Genomic DNA, 23,911 nt, shown 5'->3' on the forward strand with positions numbered 1-23,911 from the left:
GTTTATGTAACTTTGCGTGTCCGCGGCCGTTGGGCGCAGGGTATGTCCTTTCCGTATAAAGGATATGCTTGCGGTTGCTAAACCCCGAAGCTGCTGCTTGGTCGGTTATTGCCCGTGCGGTACTATGGTTCCGTGCGGTTGTTATCAGGTTTTGTTTTACCGGTGCTGACGGTAAGACGAAGCTTTTCAACAGGTACATCTGCGGAATTGTTCCCGTACTTATCCTTTGGCTTTGCATTATCCAGAGCAAAACCGGAATAAGTATCAGGCTTATTGATTTTTGCCTTTTTGCAGATTATACGCTAAAAGTGTGCCCTGTTGCCGATAAATAAACAAGAACGGATAGTTGCCTGCTACGCTGGCCGATTCCCTGTATGTATTCAGGGCAAAGGCCTGCAGCCAGGTTTGGTTCTATGCAAGTGAATACATCAAACGAAGAAATACCGCAACACTGAATGTACATACCGGTTATACCCATCACTTTATTACACATTGGAGGTTTTAGAAGATTGAGTCAGGAAAACAATAATAACATATTCCCCCGTAAGAATAACAACCGCGCCCAAAAGCCGCAGGGAAATAACGACATAAATGCCGAAGCGGGTACAGCCAATGCGCCTGTAAGCGGCGACGGTTCTCAGACGGCTCCCGCACAGGTGCAGCAGAAGAACCGCTCACGCAGAGGCCCCAGAAGAAAGAGCAATAATGAGCCCAAGAAGGATGTCATCGCGTCTGCCTTAGAAAAGCTGCCTGAAAGAACCGTACAGCCCCCGCAAAACCAGACTAAGCAGACACATAACCAGAACAAGCCGGTGCAGAATGCCGCCGTACAGCCGCAGGACGGCAAAAGGCACAGAACCCACCGAACCGACGCGCAGGGAACCCAGCGCGAGGTTAAAGAGGTACGCAAAACGCCGGTAAAGATTATTCCTCTTGGTGGTCTTGGCGAAATCGGCAAGAACATGACAGTGTATGAATGCAACAACGATATGTTTATCGTAGACTGCGGTCTGGCGTTCCCTGATGAGGAGATGCTGGGCGTAGACATCGTAATCCCCGATTTCACCTATGTAGAGAAAAATCTCGATAAGCTGCGCGGTGTGGTTATTACCCATGGGCATGAGGACCATATCGGCGGTCTGCCATACTTTTTAAAGCGTTTTAATGTTCCGGTTTACGGCACCCGTCTTACCTTGGGCCTGGTGGAAGGTAAGCTCAAAGAGCACAACCTTCTTGGCAAGCGCACGCTGAACGTGGTGAAGCCGCGTGATACCGTAAAGTTCGGCTGCATGGCGGTAGAGTTCATCCGTGTGAACCACTCTATCCCCGACGCGGTGGCCTTTGCCATCCATACCCCCGCGGGCGTGATTATTCAAACCGGCGATTTTAAGGTAGACTATACCCCTATCGAGGGTGGAATTATTGACCTTGCGCGCTTCGGCGAGCTGGGCAGTAAGGGCGTACTCGCACTGCTTTCCGATTCTACCAACGCCGAGCGCCCGGGCAGTGCTATGAGCGAGAAGAAGGTGGGTGAATCATTTGAACTGCTGTTTGCCAAGGCAGGCAGCCGTCGCGTGATTATCGCTTCGTTCGCCTCCAATATTCATCGAATTCAGCAGATTATTGATATGGCGGTGCGCTGCGGCAGAAAGGTAGCCGTATCGGGTCGCAGCATGATTAACGTGGTCGCCAAGGCCGTGGAGCTTGGTTACCTTTCGGTGCCCGAAGGCGTGCTTATTGATATGGAGATTATCAACCGCTATCCGGACGAAGAGCTGGTAATCATCACTACCGGCAGTCAGGGAGAGCCGATGTCGGCGCTTTCAAGAATGGCGTCCGGTGATCACCGCAATGTTTCTATAAACCCCAACGACTTTATTATCATCTCCGCCACCCCTATTCCGGGCAACGAGAAGCTGGTGAGCCGCGTAGTAAATGACCTGATGAAGCTGGGTGCAGAGGTAATCTACGAAAAGATGTATGAGGCCCACGTTTCCGGCCATGCCTGTCAGGATGAACTGCGCCTGATGCTCGGCCTTACCAAACCGAAGTTCTTCATGCCAGTGCACGGCGAGTACAAGCATCTCAAAAAGCATGCGGGCATCGCTATCAGCATGGGGTTAAACCCAGTGAACGTAATTATAGGCGATATCGGCAAGGTGATTGAAACGGATTCGGTTGAAATGAAAATTACCGGTACAGTTCCCGCGGGAAGGGTGCTGGTAGATGGCCTTGGTGTCGGCGACGTAGGCAGTATCGTGCTGCGCGACAGAAAGCATCTTGCAGAGGACGGCCTGATTGTGGTGGTGCTTTCAATGGAAAAGCAGACCGGCAAGGTGGTAGCGGGGCCGGATATCGTATCCCGCGGCTTTGTGTATGTGCGCGAGAGCGAGGAGCTCATTGACGAGGCACGCAATGTAGTAAAGAATGTTCTTGCCCAGTGTGGCGATAAGGATATCCGCGAGTGGGGGCAGATTAAAACCAAGGTGAAGGATGCCCTGAGCGATTATGTGTATCGCACCACCAAGCGCAGCCCTATGATCCTGCCGATTATCATGGAGGTTTAAGCCGGTGCTATAATCGATAGGTAATAAAGATAATAAAAACCGCAGAACCCCGCTTTACGCGGGGTTCGTTCATACTAGGTTTATCTCAGCCAGTAATCCTTACAGTCCTTCGTGCGGTCCATATAGCCATACTCAATCAGGTAACGGCGAATCGTAACATAGTCGTCGTAGATAGCCTCTAAAATTTGGTTTACCTCTTTTTCGCTGTAATGTCTGTTCTTTTCAAACTGCTCTGCAATCCTGCGCAGAATGACAATCTTCTTTTTCTCCTTGGGCGAAAACTGCTTGAGTTTTAGCGGGGAAAGGCTTTCAAAAGCACCATCTAAAATCTGTTGGTTCTCTTTTTCGGTTATATTATATCGGTCGTCTATCATCTTAGCCTCCTCATGTATGGGTAAAAATTCTTCTTCGGGTTTTGCTTTGCTTTTCTCAGCCCCGGAGACCGCTATTTCCCAAGCGGCCAGGTACATCCTTGCACTCTTAGCCCTTTCACGGAACATAAAACGCTGATGTCGTACGGTGGAAGGCGTTACCCCCAGTTTTTCGGCTATCTGGTTGTCTGTAAGCCCCGCACCGATGCATGCAAGCAGTTCCTTTTGGTTTTGGGTAAGTTGCAGATATCTGCTGCCGCAATCCAGCAGCTCCGTTAGGCGTTGGGGGTGCTCGGCTGCCATGTGGAGCTTTATGGCACGCTCAGCGTTAAAGAAGCGCTCGCCGAACCTGAAGACTTCCCCATCTTCAAAAACGGCGCCGCAGCAAATACATTGATAGGCATTATTGTTGTTTATGCTATAACCATTTTTGAGTTCCTCAAGGGTGTATTTATCTGTTATAATCACGCTAATCACCTAATTTGTTTATTTTAATTGTAAATATAATTATACATGTGTTTATAGAATATGTCAACTAAAGGTTGAAGCATAGCAGCCTGTTAAGTTATACTCATTTTTAACCGAAAATGTATAGCTTTATTATAAAAAAATTAGTATAATAAAAGGTACTAAAAAAGAAGCTATATTTTGGAATAGGTTACGAAGGTAAGGAAGGGTAGTGGGCAGCATCAAAAAGAGGATATGGCTTTACAAGCCGATTATTATCGCGGCACTGGTTTTATCCTTTGGCATGAGCCTGATGTCACTTGCAATCGGGCAGGTGATGCTGTTTTATGCCGAGCTGGCGCTTACGCTGGTTGTTACCGCCCTTGCCATTTATCAATACAGAACCATTCAAAACGATGTCTGCCATGTGGTGGACAAGACCTTAAATCGCCTGAATGTCCTGAATAACGAATCGGCTGCCGGTATACCTATTCCGCTGGTGGTTATACGCGAAAAGGGCGAGATTATCTGGTATAACGAGCTGTTTGCCTCTGTGGTGTTTGACGGGCAAAACCTATTCGGCAAAAGCTTTGATGAGCTTTTCCCAACGGTCGATATCAACTTAGCCTGTACGCCCAGCGGTGTGAACGTCTCTTACGGTAGGCACTGCTTTACCGCCTATGGTATGCGCGTGGAGGATAAAAACGGCACGCTGGTAGCCATGCAGTGGGTGGAGAATACCGAGCTCAAAGCACTGGCGCAGGAGTACTACGAGTCCCGCCAGGCTGTGCTGCTGATTACAGTCGATAACTACGACGAACTGACACAAACCTTAAAGGAAAGCGAAAAGGTACAGCTTACCGGAGAGGTTGACCATATTATTGAAAACTTCCTTGCCCCCACGGGCGCTATTCTTACCCGCAGCGGGCGTGACCGCTTTACCTGTATTATGGAGGAACGCTACCTTCGCGGGGTAATTGAGCACCGATTTGATGTGCTTGACCGCGTACGGCAGATTACCGTGGGCGGGCGTCAGCCGGCCACCCTTTCTATCGGTGTGGGGCGCGGCGGCGGAAGCCTTAGAGAGCTGGAGCAGATGGCCAAGCAGGCGTTGGATATGGCACTTGGGCGCGGCGGCGATCAGGCTGCGGTAAAGACCCCCGGCGGCTACGAGTTTTTTGGCGGTATCTCCAAGGGTGTGGAAAAGCGCACAAAGGTAAAAACCCGCATTATGGCGGCGGCGCTGGGCGAACTGATTGAAACCAGCGACAACTGCATTATTATGGGCCATCGGTTTTCCGATTTAGACAGCTTCGGCGCTTCGGTTGGGTTATGCAAGAGCATCCGCCTGATGGGTAAGCCCGCCATCATCGCCATCGACCGCGAGAAGAACCTTGTGCAGAGTTTGATGAACAGTCTGATAGCTAACGGCTATGAGGACGCATTTGTTTCACCCGACGAGGCACTGCAGCTGGTGGGCAAGAAAACCCTGCTTATCGTGGTTGATACCCATCTGCCCTCGATGCTGGAATCCACAGAGATTTATAAGGCCTGCAAAACGGTTGCGGTAATTGATCACCACCGCAAGATGGTAGGGCATATCGAAAACGCCGTAATCTTCTATCACGAGCCCTACGCCTCCTCTGCCTCCGAGATGGTGACGGAGCTGGTGCAGTACTTTAACATCGATGCCAAGCTAGGCCGCCCCGAGGCGGAGGCGCTGCTTGCGGGCATTATGCTGGATACTAAGAATTTCATCTTAAAAACCGGTGTACGCACCTTTGAGGCAGCGGCTTACCTGCGCAAGCTGGGCGCCGATACCGTAGAGGTGAAGCGTCTGTTCTCCAGCAGTATGGAGGCTTACCAGTTAAAATCCAAGATTGTCTCGGGCGCAAAGGTTTATAAGCGCTGCGCAGTTGCGGTTAGCGATTCGGTTGCCGAGGAGATGCGCATTATTGCGCCGCAGGCCGCTGATGAGCTGCTTTCCATCAGCGGGGTAGATGCCTCGTTTGTGCTGTACCAAACCCCCGAAAATGTCACTATCTCAGCGCGCTCTCTAGGCTCGCTGAACGTGCAGGTGATTATGGAGAAGATGGGCGGCGGCGGGCACCTTACCATGGCGGGTACCTACATCGTGGGTTCCACCCTGAAAAACGCGGCAGAGTTGCTGCTCAAGAATATTGATGCTTATTATGAAGAGAACAACAGTCAAAGCTGAAGCAGCTTTATGTTTTATCATCTTAGTTTGTGATGCTGCAGGCCGGTTAGGCTAAGCGGACATCTGAAAGGATTGAAGTAAAATGAAGGTAGTTTTAAAAGTGGATGTAAAGGGCTCGGGCAAGAAGGGCGAGGTTCTTAATGTTTCCGATGGATATGCCCGCAATTACTTATTGCCCCGCGGTCTTGCAGTTGAGGCCAGCGCTCAGGTTCTTAACGAGATAAAGCTTAAGCAGGAGGCAAAGGATCACCACCTTGCCGTGGAAAAACAGCAGGCCGAGGATGCAAAAAAACAGCTCGACGGCAAAACCATCAAGCTGTTTGCCAAGGGAGGCACCGAGGGACGGTTGTTTGGCTCGGTAACCGCCAAAGAAATCACCGAAGAGCTGAACAAGCAGTTTAAGCTGGAAATCGATAAGCGCAAGGTATCGCTTGAAAATGATATCAAGGCCTTCGGCACCTACACTGTAGAGGTAAAGCTCTACGCGGGTATCGCCGCCAAGATTTTTGTTATGGTGGGAGAAGCCCAGTAGTATCTAAATTCATAATACGGTTTGACCGCTACCATCAAATTATTCACTCATAATCAAACAGGAGGGAAAACGTTGAACAGCTTCGCCTTTACCGAAACCACCTACGGCCAGAACGCGCCGTTTAATATCGAGGCGGAACAGTCGGTGCTCGGCGCTATCATTATTGATTCCTCCTGTCTGTCCACAGTGCTGGAGTATATCAAGGCGGAAGCCTTCTACCGTCCGCAGCATCAGGAAATCTTCTCGAGCATTGTAAAGATGTTTGCGGCGGGTAAAACTATTGATTTTATCACCCTGCTTGAAGAGATTGTTATTGAAAAGGTTTTTGAAACCCCCGAGGATGCCAAGGTATACTTAGCGCAGCTTGCGCAGATTGTACCCACCACCTCGAATGTCGAGGCCTACGCCGCCATCGTACAGGAGAAGTACTATATCCGCCAGCTGATGGAGGCCTCCAAAGAGATTATCGAAACCGCCGCTGAAGGCAGTTATGGAGCAAAAGAGCTGCTCGACAGTGCGGAGCAAAAGATTTTCGACATCCGTCAGGGCCGTGATTCCAAAGGCATGGTCAAGATTGAAGATGCCATCATTCAGGCCTATGACCGTCTGCAGAAGATTGCAGGTGAGGACAGGCAGAAATACCTCGGCCTGCGCTCCGGCTTCTCGGCGCTTGATAATATCATCTATGGCTTGAATAAGTCCGACCTGATTCTGCTTGCGGGGCGCCCCGGTATGGGTAAAACCAGCTTCGGCCTCAATATCGCGCAGAATGTGGCGGCTACCTCCCATAAAAAGGTGGTTATCTTCTCACTCGAAATGTCCAGCGAGCAGCTTACCACAAGGCTGATGTCGTCGCTTGCAAGGATTCCGAGCGGCGAATTTCGCACAGGCAATATGACGAGCGCACAGTGGCAGGAGCTTGCGAAGTCTTCCCAGCTGCTTGCGTCTTACCCTATATTAATAGATGATGCTTCTGGTATCACGGTGCCCGAGATGAAGGCCAAGCTCCGCCGCATCAAAGACCTCGGCTTGGTGGTAATCGACTATCTTCAGCTTATGACCACCGGCCGCCGCAGTGAGAACCGTGTTCAGGAAGTTTCCGAGATGACGCGCGGGCTTAAGATTATGGCCAAGGAGCTGGATGTACCCGTTATCGTGTGCTCGCAGCTTTCGCGCGGTCCCGATTCCAGAACCGACCACCGCCCCGTACTTTCCGACCTGCGTGAATCCGGCTCTATCGAGCAGGATGCCGATATCGTACTCTTTTTATACCGCGAGGCTTATTATACCGATAAACCGGACGCCGACCGCAACATCGCTGAGTGCATTGTTGCCAAAAACCGCCACGGCGAAACCGATATTATCAAGCTGCACTGGGACGGCCAGTTTACACAGTTTACCACGCTGGAGAATTTCAGAGATGAAGGCTAAGGCGCTTGCGTCCATAGAACAATACAGTATGCTCTCAGACGGCGGGCCGGTTTTGGTCTGTGTTTCAGGCGGTGCCGACTCTATGGCGCTGCTTCACCTTTTATATAGTATCCGCGAGCAGTACAGCATCACCCTTTCGGTGTGCCATGTCAACCACGGCATCCGCGGAAAGGAGGCATTGCGCGACCAGCGTTTGGTGGAGGATACCTGCAGAAGGATTGGTATCCCCTGTAAGACGGTAGCAATGGATGTACCCGCCCTAGCCAGGGAGCGCGGTCTTTCGCTGGAGGAATGTGGACGTCAGGTTCGCTATGAGGCCTTTGAACGCCTTGCAAATCAGTTCAACGCGCGTATTGCCACCGCGCATACGCTTTCCGACAGCATTGAAACAATGCTTTTAAACCTTGCACGCGGCACAGGGCTCAAAGGGCTATGCGGCATACCGCCGGTTCGGGGGCGAATTATCCGCCCACTGATTGCGGTCACCCGCGAAGAGGTGGAACAGTACTGTTTAAATAACAATATTAAATATGAAACCGACAGCACAAACCTGCAGCGTGATTATGCCCGCAACCGTATCCGTATGGATATTATTCCGGTGCTCAAAGAGATTAACCCGAGCTTAGAGCAGACAATTGCCCGAGAGCTTTGCGCTTTAAGCGGGGATGAGGAATTTATAAACAGTGAAACAATAAAAGCATTAAACGCATGTGAGCAAAACGGCCGGTATAAAATCGATTTACTGTTAACGCTTAATCCTGCTATACTAAACCGTGCGGTTTTGACAATACTAAAACGGTATCATGTTTTGCCCCAAAGCGGGCATGTGCATCGAATCGCCGGTATCATAAAACAGAATGGTGGCTGTGTTACGCTCACAACCAACACCTATGCCGAGGTGAAGGATGGCTTTCTTTCAGTAAACGTGCACAATACGTCTGAAGCTATCGATTATTGTGTTCCGTTTTGCGAGGGAGAATCCCTTTTAGGCACTGGCTTATCGGTTATGGTAACTGTTTTGCCAATAAAAGAATACCAAAACACTATTTGTTCAAAAAAAATTCATCCAAACCTATTAAAAAATGGGCTTGATTATGATAAAATAATAAGAACGGCCGTTTTTCGTCCCCGAAAAGAGGGTGACAAGCTCACGCTTACAGCTCGCAGGTGTACAAAAACCTTAAAAAAGCTGTTTAATGAGCAAAAGATTCCGCCCGAGCAGCGCGGCCTTTTACCCGTTCTTGCTGATGAAACGGGAGTACTTTGGGTAGAGGGCTTCGGGTGCAGTCCTCGTGCGGAGATTACTGAAGCCACGAAACGGGTGGCAGTAATTGATATTATTCGTTAAGAACACTTAAACAATAAAAATGAACCTACCAATTGTCAGAATACACGGAAAGGCAGATTGAACATGGAGCAGGATATTCTAAAAGTTCTTATTTCAGAACAGGAGCTCAAAGCCAAGGTGGAGGAGCTCGGCAAACGTATCAGCGAGGATTACAGGGATAAAAACCTGCTGATGATAAGCATTCTGAAGGGCTCGGTGGTGTTTATGGCCGACCTGATGCGCGCCATCAATATCCATGCTCGTATCGATTTTATGTCGGTATCCAGCTATGGTGCCGGCACCAAAACCAGCGGTATCGTAAAGATTATAAAGGATCTTGACCTCCCGCTTGCGGGGTACGACTTACTGATTGTGGAGGATATTTTGGATAGTGGCCTCACCCTTTCCTACATATCCGAGCTTTTGCAGTCCCGTAACCCCAAAAGCATTCGGATATGCACGCTTTTAGATAAGCCCGAACGCCGTAAGGCTCAGGTACATGCCGATTACTTCGGTTTCAGGGTACCCGATGAGTTCGTAGTGGGTTACGGCCTTGACTACGACGAAAAATACCGTAACCTTCCCTATGTAGGGGTTTTAAAGCCCGAAGTGTACAATGGTTAAGCAAACATTTCTAACGGTTCGTGAATTATGGCCAAACTGCCATAGTTACCATAACCGGACGTACAATAAATTTACAAGCGTTACAGCTAGGAGTGGTGAATTTGGGAAATAACAAGAAGATAAAACAGATTGCCGGATATGCGCTGATACTGATTCTGCTGCTTTCCGTTATCTATGTTTTGTTTACGCTTCAGGCCCCCAAGGCGGAGACCAAGTATTACGAGATTGTCCAGTATTTTTACGACAACAAGGTGCAGGAGTATAAGCTCGACCTTGGCAGCGGCGCGTTGGAGATGAAGGTTCAGGATAAAAAAGATCCGATTCTCTATCAGGTGCCAAACGTAACCCTCTTCTTAGAGGATACGATGGAGTATGTACGGGATTATAACAAGGCGCATCCTAATGCTCCCATTAAAAACGATTACAAGAGGATTGCCGAGATTCCCGGCTGGGTATCCATCCTGCCATCTATCATCCTGATTGGTGTAATGATTGCGTTCTGGGTGTATATGATGCGCGGAGCAGCTGGCGGAGGCAAGATGAACACCTTTGCCAAAGCAAAGGTAAAGCATTCGTCCGACAGTAAGAAAACCACCTTTGAAGATGTGGCGGGTGCCGACGAAGAGAAGGAAGAGCTCAAAGAGATTGTAGAGTTCTTAAAGAGCCCGCAGAAGTATAACGACATCGGCGCGCGCATTCCTAAAGGCGTGCTGCTGATGGGCCCTCCCGGAACCGGTAAAACCCTGATAGCCCGTGCCGTTGCAGGCGAGGCGGGGGTACCGTTCTTCTCAATCTCCGGCTCAGACTTTGTTGAGATGTTTGTAGGCGTAGGTGCCTCGCGTGTAAGAGATTTGTTTGAGCAGGCAAAGAAAGAATCGCCCAGTATTGTTTTCATCGATGAAATCGATGCCGTAGGCCGTCATCGCGGCGCTGGCCTCGGCGGAGGACACGATGAACGCGAGCAAACCTTAAACCAACTGCTGGTGGAGATGGACGGCTTCGGTGCCAACTCCGGCGTTATCGTTATTGCTGCCACCAACCGCTATGATATCCTTGACCCGGCTCTGCTGCGTCCGGGACGTTTTGACCGCCGTATTGTGGTGAATACCCCCGATGTAAAGGGAAGAGAAGAGATTCTTAAGGTACACACACGCAATAAGCCGTTGGCACCCGATGTAAATCTCTCGGTTATCGCTAAAACCACCGCCGGGTTTACGGGTGCCGACCTTGAAAACCTCTGTAACGAGGCGGCTCTGCTAGCCGCGCGCAGAGGTAAGCGGGCAATTACCATGCTCGAGATCGAGGAGGCTACCATCAAAGTTGTGGTTGGCCCTGAAAAGCGCTCCCGGGTTATCAGTGAAAAGAGCAAGCGCATTACCGCCTACCATGAGGCCGGCCATGCCATTATCAGCTACTACTGCCCCACGCAGGACCCTGTGCATCAGGTATCCATTATCCCGCGCGGTATGGCAGGCGGCTTTACCATGAACCTGCCCACCGAGGATAAGAGCTATGTGCTCAAAAACGACATGGTGGAAGAAATAATTGTGCTGCTGGGTGGCCGTGTAGCCGAAAAGCTGGTGCTTGATGATATCTCCACCGGTGCCTCCAACGACCTTGAGCGCGCCACCAAGATAGCCAAGGCAATGATTACCCGTTACGGCTTTTCCGAGCACCTCGGCCCCGTAGTATACGGCCAGCCGCAGGAGGAGATTTTCCTTGGGCGCGACTTTAATCAGGCGCGCGACTTCTCTGAAACCGTAGCCGCCGAGATTGACGCCGAGATGCGCGATATCATCGATATGGCCTATGAGAAGGCGAAGATGATCCTCTCCGAGCATATGGATAAGGTGCACGAGCTTGCAAAATATCTGTTGGCCTGCGAGAAGATCGACGGAGCTGACTTTGAACGCTTCATGAAGGGCGAGCTGGATGTTGACGCCGAGATTGCCAAGTTCAATACCAGTCATGCCGACGAAAAGCATTTGGCCGATGAGCTGATGAAGAAGGCAGACGAGGTGAAAAAGGGCGTTAAAAAGCCTGCACAGGCAGAGCCCGCTAAGCCTGCCGAGGAGCAAAAGCCACAACCACCCGCTGATAGCGACGAAGATTAATAGTGTTTCATTTAAACCTGCCGGAAGAACTCCGGCAGGTTTTGTATGTAAGGATAAAGCGGCGGATGCCCTTACTTTGCGCTTGTTTTGGAATTTTCGTTTACAAGTTGTGGCGGAATAGTTTATAATAATAACCGTGAATACATAACAGTTTGGCTGCACATTAGGGGCACAACAGTTAAAAAGCGGTTTAATCCGAAAGGACAGATATAAATTGGTAACCAGAGCGACAGCGGGGGATTTAGACGCTATATTAACGGTACAGAAGCTGGCTTTTCTAAAAGTGGCGGAGGAGATGCAGAATTTGAATATCCCGCCTCTCACTCAAACCATCGAAGATATAAAAGTTGAATTTTCAAAGCGAGTATTCTTGAAATATGAGCTTAGCGGAAGGATAGTCGGTTCGGTGCGTGCCCACCTTGATGGAGCGAATAACTGCCAGATTGGCAAGCTGGTTGTGTTGCCGGAATATCAGAATAAAGGGCTTGGCAAAGAACTAATGAGGCAGATAGAACAGCAATTCCCTGACTGCGGCGGCTACGAGCTTTTTACCGGTGAGGGTAACGGCGTTACTGTCTCGTTTTATAGTAAGCTGGGTTACCTCCCCGTTTTATCAAGGGTGCAGGATGGTGTATCAATGGTATACATGCGGAAGGAAAACCGCTGAAATTAATACATAAAAAGGGTGATTTGTTCATGGCGAGAAAAAAACTGTCGGTCATGCTCTTCGGAATACTGGTAATCCTTCTTGGCATCGGGCTGTTGGGCCAGGCGGTGGGTTGGTGGTCGTTTATCGGCTTCCCCGGCTGGTGGACCTTGTTTATTATTGTTCCCGCATTGTTTTTAATGATCAATTACGGTATCCGTTTTTGGAATACACTGGTACTTGGCGTAGGTATTTTACTGCTGCTTAAGGAGCAGCATATTATTAAGGGCGAGATGGTTTTCCCCATCATTATTGCCCTGCTGGTTATCGCCCTTGGCATACGCATTGCCTTCGGCAGCCGCTTTTCGCAGGTAAACCCCGTTCCCGGGTTTAACAACCCGCCGCCAACCTATTTCGGACAGCCGGATTTATCCCAGACCTTTGACTACGATGTGGTATTCGGCAGCATTAAGGTGAAGAACGCCTGCCAGAACCTGCTTTCCGGCAAGATTTCCGCAGTGTTCGGCTCGGCGGAGATCGACCTCACCGAGATTCGAGTGTATAATGATATCGTCATCGAGAGCAGCGCCGCGTTCGGCGGGGTAAAGATCTATGCCCCCAGAAACTGCCGCGTGAAGGTGGAAAACTCCTCCGTCTTCGGCGGTTGCGATAACCGTGCCGCTACCCTCACCGACCCTACCCTGCCGCAGGTTACCATCAAGGTAAGCAGCGCGTTCGGCGGTACAGAGGTTCTCTAACTAACCGGCATTCATTTGTGACTGTGTATATATTCTATTCCACCCGAAAGGCATGGTATTGCAATGGCTGTAAAAACGCAAACCTACGATAACGAAAGCATATCATCCTTAAAAGGAGCCGACCGTGTGCGCAAACGCCCTGCGGTTATCTTCGGCTCCGATGGGCTGGAGGGCTGCCAGCACTCGTTTTTTGAGATTCTCTCAAACTCCATTGATGAAGCGCGTGAAGGCTATGGCGATAAAATTATCGTCACCCGCTATCTCGATAACTCCCTTGAGGTGGAGGATTTCGGGCGCGGTATGCCGGTGGATTATAATCAGCGTGAGCAGCGGCATAACTGGGAACTTATCTTCTGCGAGATGTATGCGGGCGGCAAATATAACACCAACGACGGCGAAAGCTACGAGTTTTCGCTGGGGCTTAACGGCCTCGGTCTATGCGCCACACAGTACGCCTCCGAGTATATGGATGCTGAGATTTTTCGCGATGGTTTTCAGTATAATCTAAGCTTTAGAAAAGGCGAGAACGTTGGAGGCTTGAAGAAAGAGGCAACCAACCGTAAGAAAACCGGGTCAAGAATCAAATGGCGGCCGGATACTGACGTATTTACCGATATCAATATACCCGAGGAGTATTTTGCCGAGGTAATCAAAAGGCAGGCCGTGGTTAACGAAGGGCTGCTTTTCATACTGCGCATCGAAACCCCGAGGGGCTACGAAACCAGAGAGTTCATCTACCAAAACGGCATTACCGACTATGTAAAGGAGCTTACGGGCAGCGACGCGCTTACCGGTGTGCAGTTCTGGCAGAGCGAGCGCCGCGGTCGCGATAGGGAAGACAAACCCGAATACAAGGTAAAGCTTTCGGTGGCGCTGTGCTTCTCTAACAAGGTTCATATTGCCGAGTACTACCACAACTCCAGCCATCTGGAGTACGGCGGTTCGCCCGAAAAGGCGGTGCGCTACGCATTTGTATCGCAGCTTGACAGCTATTTAAAGCAAACGGGCAAGTACCTTAAAAACGAAAGCAAGATTACCTTTGCCGATGTAGAGGATTGTCTGGTGCTGGTATCCAGTTCATTCTCTACCGTTACCTCCTACGAGAATCAGACCAAGAAAGCCATCACCAACAAGTTTATCTACGAGGCGATGTCTGACTTTTTAAAGCACCAGATTGAGGTCTACTTTATTGAAAACCCCGATGAGGCTGCAAAAATCTGCGAGCAGGTGCTTATCAACAAACGAAGCCGCGAGAATGCCGAGAAAACAAGGCTTAATCTTAAAAAGAAGCTCGCGGGTACGTTGGATATCGCCAACCGTGTGGAGAAGTTTGTAGATTGCCGCACCAAGGATACCTCCCGCCGCGAGATCTATATCGTGGAGGGCGATTCCGCGCTCGGCGCCTGCAAGCTGGCACGCGATTCAGAGTTTCAGGCCATCATCCCCGTGCGCGGCAAGATTCTAAACTGCCTGAAGGCGGAATATGATAAAATCTTTAAGAACGAGATTATCACCGACATCATCAAGGTGCTCGGCTGCGGGGTAGAGGTGCACGCCAAAGCCAACAAAGAGCTTTCCTCGTTTGATATTGAGGGGCTGCGGTGGAACAAGGTTATTATCTGCACCGATGCCGACGTAGACGGTTATCAGATACGCACCCTCATCCTCACGATGCTTTATCGTTTAACCCCCACGCTTATCGAGCAGGGGTATGTTTATATAGCAGAGTCGCCGTTGTTTGAAATCAATGCCAAGGATAAAACCTACTTTGCCTACACCGAGCAGGAGAAGGCAAAGATACTTGAGCAGCTTGGCGACAAAAAGTTTACCATCCAGCGTTCCAAGGGCCTTGGCGAAAACGAGCCGGAGATGATGTGGCTTACCACCATGAACCCCGAAACCCGCCGCCTGATTAAGGTAACACCCGACCTCGCCGATAAAACCCTTGCAACCTTCGAGCTGCTGCTGGGTGACAATCTTTCAGGGCGTAAAGACCACATTGCCCAGAACGGTTATCTCTACCTTGATTCTGCCGATTTATCTTAGCCGCATAGCTTTTGACATAAAGGAAAGTGACACCCGTGAAACAGCTTACACTGGTTATCTGGCTTTTCCCGGTAGTATTTATGATCCACGATTTTGAAGAGATCATCTTTATGCGTCCGTGGTTTAAAAAGCGTAAGGATGAACTTCAAAAAAGGTTTCCGCGCTTTGCCAAGAAGATTGCACAGTCTGCAAAGCGTTCCACCGCAGCGTTTGCCGTAGGGGTTCTGGAGATTTTTACCTTGCTTGCTGCCTTTAACGTGCTGGCCTATTGCTTTGACTGGTATTGGCTGTGGTATATGCAGTTTGCGGCCTTTGCCGTGCATCTGGTGTTTCATCTGGTGCAGTCGATTGCCATGCGCGGCTACGTTCCGGCAATGGTAACCTCGGTTCTCGCGCTGCCCTATTGCGTTTGGGCGTTTATGGTGGTAGCGCAGCTGAATATGTTTACCGTACTGCAGAGTGTACTGCTTACCATGGCGGGCTTAGTCGTAATCAGCGTAAATATGATTGCGGCATTTAAGCTGATGTCCTGTTTTGATCAGTATTTTAATAATTTGGGTGATTAACGAATGGCCAAAAACAAGCAGCCTAAAAAGAGTATCGGTTCCTCCTCGGAGAACGCCTACATCGAGGGCGCGGGTTTGGTGCTGGAACAGCCCATCACTGAAACCCTCGAAAAAAACTACATGCCCTACGCCATGAGCGTAATCGTATCGCGCGCTATCCCCGAGATAGACGGCTTTAAGCCGTCGCACCGTAAAATATTATACACCATGTATAAAATGGGGTTGCTTACCGGTTCAAGGACCAAATCCGCCAACATTGTTGGGCAGGTTATGCGCCTGAACCCGCATGGCGATGCGGCAATTTATGAAACAATGGTGCGGCTTTCCCGCGGGTACGAGGCACTGCTTGTACCATATGTAGATTCCAAGGGCAACTTTGGCAAAAGCTATTCGCGCGATATGGCCTATGCCGCTGCCCGTTACACCGAGGCGAAGCTGGATGCCGTCTGCAATGAGCTTTTTAAGGATATCGACAAAGACACGGTTGATTTTATAGATAACTATGACAGCACTATGCTGGAACCCACGCTGCTGCCTACCAGCTTCCCCACCGTACTGGTAAACGCGAATATGGGCATTGCGGTTGGCATGGCCAGCTCCATCTGCCCGTTTAATCTGGCAGAGGTATGTGAAACTGCGGCCGCACTTATTAAAAACCCGGATCATGATGTTATGACCACCCTCAAGGCTCCCGATTTTCCTACCGGCGGATTTCTGCTGTACAATCAGAACGAATTGAGCCAGGTTTACAAAACCGGGCGTGGCAGCCTGCGCGTGCGCTCACGTTACCACCACGATGCTGCGGCCAATTGTATTGAGGTTACCGAAATCCCCCCCACCACCACGGTGGAGGCGATAATGGATAAGATTGTAGACCTGGTAAAGGGCGGCAAGATAAAGGAGATTTCCGATATCCGCGACGAAACCGACCTTTCCGGCTTAAAGCTTGCCATCGACCTAAAGCGTGGCGTTGACCCTGATAAGCTCATGCAGAAGCTGTTTAAATCAACCCCGCTGGAGGATGCCTTTGCCTGCAACTTTAACGTGCTTATCGGCGGTATGCCGCGGGTAATGGGTGTATATGAGCTGCTGAGTGAGTGGACGGCGTTCCGCACCGAGTGCGTTAAGCGACGTGTGTTCTATGAACTGAAGAAGAAGCAGGAAAAGCTGCACCTGTTAAAGGGGCTTGCGAGGATTCTGCTGGATATTGATAAAGCCATCCGCATTGTGCGCGAAACCGAGGAGGAGACCGAGGTTGTGCCCAATCTGATGATTGGGTTCGGCATTGACGAAGTACAGGCGGACTATGTAGCCGAAATTAAGCTGCGCCACTTAAACCGCGAGTATATTCTAAACCGCACGCAGGAGATAGAATCACTTAAAAAAGAGGTTGCGGATATGGAGGATATCCTTCATAACCCAAGGCGTGTGCGCGATATTATTATCAGCGAGCTCAGCGACGTGGCCAAAAAGTATGGAAAGCCCCGTAAGACTCTTATCTCCTATGCCGAGGAGGTTGTGGAGGAGGAAGAGGCCGAGGATATCCCCGATTATCCCGTTAACCTGTTCTTCACCAAGGAAGGGTACTTTAAAAAGATTACCCCGCTTTCCCTGCGCATGGGCGGCGAGCAGAAGCTCAAGGAGGGTGATGAAATCATCCTGCAAACAGAGAGCACCAACACCGCAGAGCTTTTGTTCTTCTCTGACCGCTGTCAGGTTTACAAGGCGCGTGTCTGCGATTTTGATGATACCAAGGCTAGCGTCTTAGGCGATTATATCCCCGCAAAGCTGGGGATGGACGAGGGCGAAAATGCCATCTGCATGGTTATTACCAAGGATTATAGGGGCCGCCTGCTGTTTGCCTACGAAAACGGCAAGATGTCGAAGGTGCCGCTCTCGGCTTACCAAACCAAAACGCGGCGCAAGAAGCTTATCAGTGCCTACAGCGATAAAAGCCCTGTTGTTGCAATCATCTCCAGCGAGGAAGAACGCGAGTATATGCTTACCAGTTCGGCCGGAAAGGTGCTGCTCATGCATTCTGCCGCTGTACTTGAAAAGCCCACCAAGGATAATCAGGGTGTCAGCATCATGACCTTGAAAAAGGGCCAGCGTGTGATGTCGGTGGTGCCGTTTAATGAGGGCATGCTTGGCAATGCCCACCGTTTTCGCACCAAAACCCTGCCCTCGGCAGGGAGTGTGCCGAAAGACAGCGATCTAGCTGATCAATTATCGTTTTAAACCTGCGTGGCCGCTGTCTTTAGATAGCGACCGCTTAGGCTTAATTGCCTTCAGAAGAAAATTTAAAGCGGGCAGCGTCACCAGAACGCCGCCCGCTAAGATAGCTGCTATGGTAAACAATACTACCTGCAAACGCTTTTATCAGAATACCATCGAATCAGCTATCGTGTTATTATTATGTTACCCCGAAGCAGAGTTATGAAAGGAAAATTGAGGTAATACGCCCGTTCCAAGAATTTTTAATTTATAAAAGATAAATCTTGCAAAAACAAGGGGTTTATGTTATTATCATATAAGGCGTTTTATGGCTGATTAAAGGCCATGCTTACTACTTTACGGAGGTGCCTTTCGTTGAGCGGAATTGAGATAGCAGGTGCTATTGTGCTTATTATAGCCAGTGTGTTGCTCACCATAATTATTGTTCTGCAGGATAATAAATCTGGCGGTATGAATGCTGTCATGGGCGGGAGCTCCGACTCTTACTACGGTAAGAACAAGGGCAGAACACTTGATGCCATTTTGAGCCGTTGGACAAAGATTATCGCTATCGCTTTTTTTGTGGTAATCGTTGCGGTAAACGTTGCTCTTGTTATTATTAAGTAAAAGGTTGTTTTAACGAAAGCTCTGCGGTTACACCGCAGAGCTTTTTGTGTAATTACGGGTATATGCGCTGCTTGGTATTAATTACAGCAAGTGTCCCGTATCAAATTAGAATTAGTCCACACATTAATAGTATCACAGCAATCAGGATAACGCTAATTTCAATTAGCGTTAGACAATAAAGGAAGTGTTTTAAATAGAAGTCTTAATTCAAAAAAAGCTTGAAGCGTATAAGGATTTTGTCCCCAAGCAGGTGTTAGCCAAAAAGCTCGGGGTAACCTCCGCTACCCAGAAGCAGTATGATCAGGCGCTGATAGCGCTTGTTAACAAGGGCGTAGTAGTGGAAAAGAAGGGAAGGCTGATCCTTTCGCGCCGCTTAGGGCTTATCCCTGCAACCATTGTGAAGCTGGCAGGACGGTTTGGCTTTGCACGCGAGCTGGACGGTACCACCGAATTTTTTGTACCGGGGCGCGCGTTTAAAGGTGCCATGGTGGGTGACAGTGTGCTGCTCAAACGCCTGCCGCCGAGGGGGGAATCCCCAGAAGCCGAGGTCGTAAAGGTTATTGCGCAGGGGAACCGCACACTTACCGGTACTCTTCTTGTAACCGATGAGGGTAAATTCGTAAAACTAGACGATATGCCCAATATTCCCATCCGGTTGGTAAAGGGCGGCGTATTGGGTGCTGCCGACGGTGATAAGGTTGGCGTAGAACTGGTGGTTCGCGGCGAAAGCCACCAGGCGCATAAGGCAAAGGTAATCGAGGTATTTGGCAGCAGCGATACAGCGCAGGCCTGTGCGCTCTCGGTGCTTTCGGCAAACGGTATCGCCACAGAGTTTCCGGGTGATGTGCTGGACCAGGCTCGTGCGGCGGGGCGAAAAGAGATTACCGAAAAGGATCTAAGCTATCGGCTTGACCTTCGCGGGGAACCCATCTTTACCATCGACGGAGCCGATACCAAGGATATTGACGATGCCGTTTCGGTAATAAAGTATGCCGACGGCTATAAGCTGGGTGTACACATCGCCGATGTATCGCACTATGTGAAGGAAGGCACGCCGCTCGATAACGAGGCCTTTGCGCGCGGCACCTCGGTTTATTACGCAAACAGCGTTATTCCCATGCTGCCCAAGGAGCTTTCCAACGGCATCTGTTCGCTCAATCCGCAGGAGGATAGGCTAGCCTTCTCCTGCCTGATGGAGCTGGATGCAAGCGGTGTGATGCAGCGCTACGAGTTTAAAAAGACGGTCATCCGCTCCCGCGTAAAGGGTGTGTACAGCGAATTGAACCGCATTTACGACGATACCGTCGATGAGACTATCAAACAAAAATATGCCGAGGTGCTGCAAGAGCTGCCCGCAATGAAGGAGCTTGCCGAGCTGCGCATGAAGCTTCGCAAGCAGCGCGGCACACCCGATCTTGATTCCCCCGAATCAAAGATCATCATAGGCGAGGACGGTACCGCGATAGATATCAAGCCCCGCGAGCGCGGTTTTACCGAAGGGCTGATTGAGGAGTTTATGCTCTGCGCCAACGAGGCAGCCGCGACGTTAGCTAAAACCAACTATATTCCCTTTGTGTACCGCATTCATGAAAAGCCAACACCCGAAAAGCTAGAAGCCTTAGCCGAAACCCTGCGGTTGCTCGGGCTTAATGCCTCCGCCATTACCTCAAGCGTAAGCCCCAAGGATATGGCGGATATTCTGGAAAAGGCCAAGAGCAGTCCTCTATATCGTATTGTCAATAATCAGGTGCTCAGGGCTATGGCAAAGGCACGTTACTCCGATAACCCTGTCGGGCACTTCGGTCTGGTGCTTGAAAACTACAGCCACTTCACCTCGCCCATCCGTCGGTATCCCGACCTTGCGATCCACCGCATTTTAAGCGCATACATCGCAGGTGTGGAGAAAGAAAAGCTTGATAAGCGGTTTTCGGGATTTGCCAAGGCTGTTGGGGTATCCTCCAGCGAGAGCGAGCTTCGTGCGATGACGGCGGAGCGTGATTGCGAGGATTGCTATAAAGCCGAGTATATGCGCAAGCATATCGGCGAGGTGTATGAGGGCGTCATCTCATCCGCAGCGCAGCATGGCGTGTACGTTGAACTGGAGAACACCGTCGAGGGCTTAATCCATGTAGACCGTTTCCCGCCAGGAAACTATGAATTCGATGGACGGATGCAGTTTACCGATACCGTCAGCGGCCGCCGCTTCCGCATAGGCGACAGGGTAAAAGTGGTGGTATCCGGAGCCGATGTCGCGGCAGGAAACATCGACTTTGATTTTGCCGAAACAGCACAACCAATCGAATAAGTTAAAGCATAAGCCGGCTCCACAGCGATTCATGCGCTGAGGGGCCGGCCTTTTGATACGGATTTGTACTTTGGTCGTAATGGCTGTTTATACCGCCATTATGGAAACTGGTGCATTGAATATAATGGATAGATTATTGTTCTACATTGTCTATACTCATATTGCCTACGTTAAAACCTTTACAGCGTTCGCAGTTTGAGTTCATGCCATAGTGATGCAGGCATTGCTCACACCGTTCGCCGTTTTCTTTAAAGGTTACCTCTACCGGAACATTCCCCGAAATCATAGGGCAATACCTTTCGGTTATCGTTTTAAAAGCTCTCATATCCCCGCCATTTCTCCGGCAGCCGTTTTTATCAGGTTGCTACAGGCAGGCTTCCGCCGGTAAATCTGCCATGTGCCGTGACTTTCGTCTACATTATTAGTATATTCACTGGATACAGCAATAATCTAGTATAATATGTTGTATTTTGACTATGAGATGTACCGAATAAAAATAGGAATATTTGGTAAAGATAACAGCATAAAATGTAACTGAAAAGGGAAGTATAATTCCCTTTTTAAGAAAGGAATGTTCCTAATTATATGGAAGGCGCATTGAACAGGGCGGCAATTTTCTTGAAGTTAAAGCCGAAAGAAGACGAGCAACAGAAGGTACGGCAAGAAATCACGCAGGAACTCAGCCGAATTGCACAAAGAATTAAAGAAGTGGAAGAGCTGTTTGACCTTACCTACGATCCGGACATGACCGAGGCGTATGTTTACGAACTTCGATCCCTTAACGCGAAATACTCCAGCGCATTGAAGAGGGCGCGGCACAACGGCCTATCGGCAGAGGTATATCAGAGCAAACCGATAAGCTGAACTTTTATAGAAATGAAACAGACATAAGCCAAACAGCACAAAACACCTGCAGCTTCTTGGTGGAAAGGAACGGACATCTTATGACGATGGCAAAGCTTATCTGGGTAGCGGTACATGCGGTGATGGGAATTGCCCTTTTAGTTGCCTGCAAAAAAACGGGGGCACTAATTAAGAACCTGCTCATCTGTTCGGTGCTGGGCTTGCTCGCGTTAACGCTTGTGGTGTCCACAGCCGGCTACACCCAGCTCAATCTGGAATTTAACCCTTACACCATTACCACCAGTGTAATCTTGGGCCTGCCAGGGGTTATCATGATGCTGCTGCTGAACCTGTTATTCCATTAGTCTTTATCGTTTATACGCAAAGTAGTATTCTGCCCCGCCTTTTGCGGGGTTTTTTATTGTATTGCGGCAGTTCTTTGGCTGTTGCGGTCGCACGGCAAATCGGGTATAATAGTCAATATTGAGCTGAAAACAGGGAAGATTAGGTCTTATATAGTCGGCCTTAATGACACTATAAAATACCGGAATGGAGATTGTAATGAAGTATACGGTAAAATGGGGGCAGAACGACGCGGTTTACCAAGATGCCGCCATGCTGCGTACCAAGATCTTTGTAGACGAGCAGCATTTTGAAGAGGAATTTGACGAGCTGGACAAAACCGCCCATCATATGGTAATCTATGACGAGAACGGCACTCCGGTAGCCACCGGAAGAATCTTTTCGGAAGAGGATGGGCTTTGGCACCTTGGCAGAATCTGCGTGGTAAAAGAGCTGCGTAAAGCGGGCCTTGGCCGCGTATTGGTAGAGGAGCTTGAAAAGAAGGCCCGGGAGCTTGGCGGTATTCGCGCAACGCTCGGCGCACAGGTAAGAGCAAAGGGTTTTTACCAAAAGCTCGGCTATGTGGAGGACGGCGAGGTATATTTCGAAGAATACTGTGAACATATTAAAATGGACAAGCCGCTTTAATTGTATCGAGTTTAGTAAATGACCGCCAGAAAGGAAGCAAATAAATGAAACGTATTGGCATTATCGGCGCGATGGAATCGGAGGTAGAGCTGCTGAAAAGCACCCTGTCCGGCTGTGATACTCGGGAAATCGCACACACCGCTTTTTATATCGGCACTCATGGCAGCCATGAGCTGGTAGTGGCCTGCAGCGGTATCGGCAAGGTCAACGCCGCCTGCACCGCCCAGATTATGATCGACCGCTTAGGGGTAGACTGTATTATCAACACCGGCATCGCGGGCGGGCTTTCCGACGAGCTTTCGGTCGGCGATGTGGTTATCTCCAGTGTTTTGTCCTACCACGACTTTACACTGAAATTCCTAACATACCGTTATCCCTTTACCGAGAGCTTCACCGCAGACAATACGCTCATTGAAACGGCCACCGATGCCTGCGAACACATAGGCAACATACGCTATGTAGTGAAAGAGATCGTTTCGGGTGACGCCTTTGTAACCGACAGCAAGCTGAAAAACGACATTAAATCCCGCACCGAAGCCTATTGTGTAGAGATGGAGGGCGCCGCAATTGCGCACACCTGTGCTATGAACGACATCCCGTTTGTGGTTATTCGCACCATCTCGGATAACGCCGACGACAACGCCGCCTTCAGCTTTGAACAGTTTGAAAAGAAAACCGCAGCCATTTCGGCTAAAATCGTGCTGGCAATGGCGGAGCATATTCAATAAAGGGAGAATAACAATGGTTAAGATACGCAACCGAACCTACGCGCTCAGCATCTGTGCCATGTTTACTGCCGTAACCGCGGTGCTTTCACAGATATCGGTACCGCTGCCTTTTACGCCGGTGCCTATTAACCTTGCAACCTTTGCGGTATTAGTAGCAGGCGGCTTGCTCGGCCCGGTATACGGTGCTGTAAGTCTAACGGTTTACGCGGCGCTTGGTGCGGTAGGCTTGCCTGTTTTCGCGCAGTTTTCCGGCGGCGTCGGCATAATCCTCGGCCCCACCGGCGGTTATATACTGGGGTACATATCCGCTGCTTGGCTCACGGGGTTTTTAATCAACCGACTTCCCAAAGCCATCTGGAGCAGCGTGTTAGCCATGTCTGCGGGAATGCTCTCCTGCTACCTGCTGGGAACCGCATGGTTTGTAGTTCAGCAGAAGGTGGATTTGCTGGCTGCTTTAGGTATGTGCGTGGTGCCGTTCTTAATCGGTGACGGCATTAAGATTGTGCTGGCTGCATTTACGGTTAAGGCCGTCACCCGTTTTGTACATTGATGATGCC

General features: G+C 49.8%; 21 protein-coding genes. 19 read left to right on the forward strand and 2 right to left on the reverse strand.

Features of this window, described 5'->3' with window-relative positions; all coding sequences use genetic code 11:
* The first annotated feature begins 455 nt into the window (after nucleotides 1-455).
* Nucleotides 456-2,567 carry a ribonuclease J gene (locus BLR50_RS08640; protein ID WP_092640704.1) on the forward strand — a complete coding sequence of 704 codons (2,112 nt, stop codon included), beginning with the start codon at nucleotides 456-458 and terminating at the stop codon, nucleotides 2,565-2,567.
* Nucleotides 2,568-2,647: 80 nt separating this feature from the next.
* Here BLR50_RS08640 and BLR50_RS08645 read toward each other — a convergent pair whose 3' ends face one another.
* Nucleotides 2,648-3,406 (reverse strand): DUF2087 domain-containing protein, encoded by a 759-nt coding sequence (locus BLR50_RS08645; RefSeq protein WP_341465416.1) that lies wholly within the window; start codon nucleotides 3,404-3,406, stop codon nucleotides 2,648-2,650.
* 211 nt (nucleotides 3,407-3,617) lie between these two features.
* On the opposite strand from BLR50_RS08645, the gene BLR50_RS08650 reads away from it, so the two are divergent.
* From BLR50_RS08650 to rnr, 13 genes are all read left to right on the forward strand, one after another.
* Complete coding sequence (locus BLR50_RS08650) at nucleotides 3,618-5,603, forward strand: DHH family phosphoesterase (RefSeq protein ID WP_092640708.1); 1,986 nt, start codon at nucleotides 3,618-3,620, stop codon at nucleotides 5,601-5,603.
* Between the two features lie 82 nt (nucleotides 5,604-5,685).
* Nucleotides 5,686-6,135, forward strand: a complete 450-nt coding sequence (gene rplI, locus BLR50_RS08655; protein WP_092640712.1) for a 50S ribosomal protein L9 — start codon at nucleotides 5,686-5,688, stop codon at nucleotides 6,133-6,135.
* Between the two features lie 72 nt (nucleotides 6,136-6,207).
* On the forward strand, nucleotides 6,208-7,566 hold the full coding sequence (gene dnaB, locus BLR50_RS08660) for a replicative DNA helicase (RefSeq protein WP_092640716.1): 1,359 nt from the start codon (nucleotides 6,208-6,210) through the stop codon (nucleotides 7,564-7,566).
* Nucleotides 7,556-8,914: a tRNA lysidine(34) synthetase TilS gene (tilS, locus tag BLR50_RS08665; RefSeq protein WP_092640720.1), complete on the forward strand. Its 1,359-nt coding sequence runs from the start codon at nucleotides 7,556-7,558 to the stop codon at nucleotides 8,912-8,914. The genes dnaB and tilS overlap by 11 nt, the downstream gene beginning before the upstream one ends.
* Before the next feature lie 63 nt (nucleotides 8,915-8,977).
* Nucleotides 8,978-9,517: a hypoxanthine phosphoribosyltransferase gene (gene hpt, locus BLR50_RS08670; RefSeq protein WP_092640723.1), complete on the forward strand. Its 540-nt coding sequence runs from the start codon at nucleotides 8,978-8,980 to the stop codon at nucleotides 9,515-9,517.
* A 101-nt stretch (nucleotides 9,518-9,618) separates the two neighbouring features.
* Nucleotides 9,619-11,631, forward strand: a complete 2,013-nt coding sequence (ftsH, locus tag BLR50_RS08675; RefSeq protein ID WP_092640726.1) for an ATP-dependent zinc metalloprotease FtsH — start codon at nucleotides 9,619-9,621, stop codon at nucleotides 11,629-11,631.
* A gap of 214 nt (nucleotides 11,632-11,845) precedes the next feature.
* Complete coding sequence (locus BLR50_RS08680; RefSeq protein WP_242871724.1) at nucleotides 11,846-12,298, forward strand: GNAT family N-acetyltransferase; 453 nt, start codon at nucleotides 11,846-11,848, stop codon at nucleotides 12,296-12,298.
* A gap of 29 nt (nucleotides 12,299-12,327) precedes the next feature.
* A complete protein-coding gene (locus BLR50_RS08685; protein WP_092640729.1) occupies nucleotides 12,328-13,035 on the forward strand; it encodes a LiaF transmembrane domain-containing protein in 708 nt (235 codons plus the stop codon).
* A gap of 63 nt (nucleotides 13,036-13,098) precedes the next feature.
* On the forward strand, nucleotides 13,099-15,081 hold the full coding sequence (locus BLR50_RS08690; protein ID WP_092640732.1) for a DNA gyrase/topoisomerase IV subunit B: 1,983 nt from the start codon (nucleotides 13,099-13,101) through the stop codon (nucleotides 15,079-15,081).
* A gap of 35 nt (nucleotides 15,082-15,116) precedes the next feature.
* Nucleotides 15,117-15,647, forward strand: coding sequence for an HXXEE domain-containing protein (locus BLR50_RS08695; protein WP_092640735.1), 531 nt, complete (start codon nucleotides 15,117-15,119; stop codon nucleotides 15,645-15,647).
* Nucleotides 15,648-15,650: 3 nt separating this feature from the next.
* Complete coding sequence (locus tag BLR50_RS08700) at nucleotides 15,651-17,885, forward strand: DNA gyrase/topoisomerase IV subunit A (RefSeq protein ID WP_092640738.1); 2,235 nt, start codon at nucleotides 15,651-15,653, stop codon at nucleotides 17,883-17,885.
* Between the two features lie 351 nt (nucleotides 17,886-18,236).
* On the forward strand, nucleotides 18,237-18,488 hold the full coding sequence (gene secG, locus BLR50_RS08705) for a preprotein translocase subunit SecG (protein WP_162840375.1): 252 nt from the start codon (nucleotides 18,237-18,239) through the stop codon (nucleotides 18,486-18,488).
* Between the two features lie 205 nt (nucleotides 18,489-18,693).
* Complete coding sequence (rnr, locus tag BLR50_RS08710; protein WP_278277990.1) at nucleotides 18,694-20,793, forward strand: ribonuclease R; 2,100 nt, start codon at nucleotides 18,694-18,696, stop codon at nucleotides 20,791-20,793.
* Between the two features lie 133 nt (nucleotides 20,794-20,926).
* Here rnr and BLR50_RS14480 read toward each other — a convergent pair whose 3' ends face one another.
* Nucleotides 20,927-21,079: a hypothetical protein gene (locus tag BLR50_RS14480; RefSeq protein WP_162840377.1), complete on the reverse strand. Its 153-nt coding sequence runs from the start codon at nucleotides 21,077-21,079 to the stop codon at nucleotides 20,927-20,929.
* Nucleotides 21,080-21,411: 332 nt separating this feature from the next.
* On the opposite strand from BLR50_RS14480, the gene BLR50_RS08715 reads away from it, so the two are divergent.
* The 5 genes from BLR50_RS08715 to BLR50_RS08735 all read left to right on the forward strand — a co-directional run bounded on the left by BLR50_RS08715 (nucleotide 21,412) and on the right by BLR50_RS08735 (nucleotide 23,904).
* Nucleotides 21,412-21,657: a DUF2508 family protein gene (locus BLR50_RS08715; RefSeq protein ID WP_143008075.1), complete on the forward strand. Its 246-nt coding sequence runs from the start codon at nucleotides 21,412-21,414 to the stop codon at nucleotides 21,655-21,657.
* A gap of 80 nt (nucleotides 21,658-21,737) precedes the next feature.
* Nucleotides 21,738-22,001 carry a pro-sigmaK processing inhibitor BofA family protein gene (locus BLR50_RS08720; RefSeq protein ID WP_092640750.1) on the forward strand — a complete coding sequence of 88 codons (264 nt, stop codon included), beginning with the start codon at nucleotides 21,738-21,740 and terminating at the stop codon, nucleotides 21,999-22,001.
* A 196-nt stretch (nucleotides 22,002-22,197) separates the two neighbouring features.
* Nucleotides 22,198-22,626 carry a GNAT family N-acetyltransferase gene (locus tag BLR50_RS08725; RefSeq protein WP_092640753.1) on the forward strand — a complete coding sequence of 143 codons (429 nt, stop codon included), beginning with the start codon at nucleotides 22,198-22,200 and terminating at the stop codon, nucleotides 22,624-22,626.
* Nucleotides 22,627-22,670: 44 nt separating this feature from the next.
* Nucleotides 22,671-23,354 carry a 5'-methylthioadenosine/adenosylhomocysteine nucleosidase gene (locus tag BLR50_RS08730; RefSeq protein WP_092640756.1) on the forward strand — a complete coding sequence of 228 codons (684 nt, stop codon included), beginning with the start codon at nucleotides 22,671-22,673 and terminating at the stop codon, nucleotides 23,352-23,354.
* A gap of 13 nt (nucleotides 23,355-23,367) precedes the next feature.
* Complete coding sequence (locus BLR50_RS08735) at nucleotides 23,368-23,904, forward strand: biotin transporter BioY (RefSeq protein WP_092640759.1); 537 nt, start codon at nucleotides 23,368-23,370, stop codon at nucleotides 23,902-23,904.
* Nucleotides 23,905-23,911 lie beyond the last annotated feature (7 nt).

Source organism: Acetanaerobacterium elongatum, assembly GCF_900103835.1.
In the GTDB taxonomy this organism is placed as follows: Bacteria; Bacillota; Clostridia; order Oscillospirales; family Ruminococcaceae; genus Acetanaerobacterium; species Acetanaerobacterium elongatum.

What these genes read in the sequence shown, in the direction of transcription:
- BLR50_RS08720 (WP_092640750.1), top strand. Translation starts at nt 21,738, where the DNA reads ATGACGATGGCAAAGCTTATCTGGGTAGCGGTACATGCGGTGATGGGA.
- BLR50_RS08735 (WP_092640759.1), top strand. Translation starts at nt 23,368, where the DNA reads ATGGTTAAGATACGCAACCGAACCTACGCGCTCAGCATCTGTGCCATG.
- BLR50_RS08640 (WP_092640704.1), top strand. Translation starts at nt 456, where the DNA reads ATGTACATACCGGTTATACCCATCACTTTATTACACATTGGAGGTTTT.
- BLR50_RS08690 (WP_092640732.1), top strand. Translation starts at nt 13,099, where the DNA reads ATGGCTGTAAAAACGCAAACCTACGATAACGAAAGCATATCATCCTTA.
- hpt (WP_092640723.1), top strand. Translation starts at nt 8,978, where the DNA reads ATGGAGCAGGATATTCTAAAAGTTCTTATTTCAGAACAGGAGCTCAAA.
- BLR50_RS08700 (WP_092640738.1), top strand. Translation starts at nt 15,651, where the DNA reads ATGGCCAAAAACAAGCAGCCTAAAAAGAGTATCGGTTCCTCCTCGGAG.
- BLR50_RS08685 (WP_092640729.1), top strand. Translation starts at nt 12,328, where the DNA reads ATGGCGAGAAAAAAACTGTCGGTCATGCTCTTCGGAATACTGGTAATC.
- BLR50_RS08725 (WP_092640753.1), top strand. Translation starts at nt 22,198, where the DNA reads ATGAAGTATACGGTAAAATGGGGGCAGAACGACGCGGTTTACCAAGAT.
- tilS (WP_092640720.1), top strand. Translation starts at nt 7,556, where the DNA reads ATGAAGGCTAAGGCGCTTGCGTCCATAGAACAATACAGTATGCTCTCA.
- BLR50_RS08730 (WP_092640756.1), top strand. Translation starts at nt 22,671, where the DNA reads ATGAAACGTATTGGCATTATCGGCGCGATGGAATCGGAGGTAGAGCTG.
- rplI (WP_092640712.1), top strand. Translation starts at nt 5,686, where the DNA reads ATGAAGGTAGTTTTAAAAGTGGATGTAAAGGGCTCGGGCAAGAAGGGC.
- BLR50_RS14480 (WP_162840377.1), bottom strand. Translation starts at nt 21,079, where the DNA reads ATGATTTCGGGGAATGTTCCGGTAGAGGTAACCTTTAAAGAAAACGGC.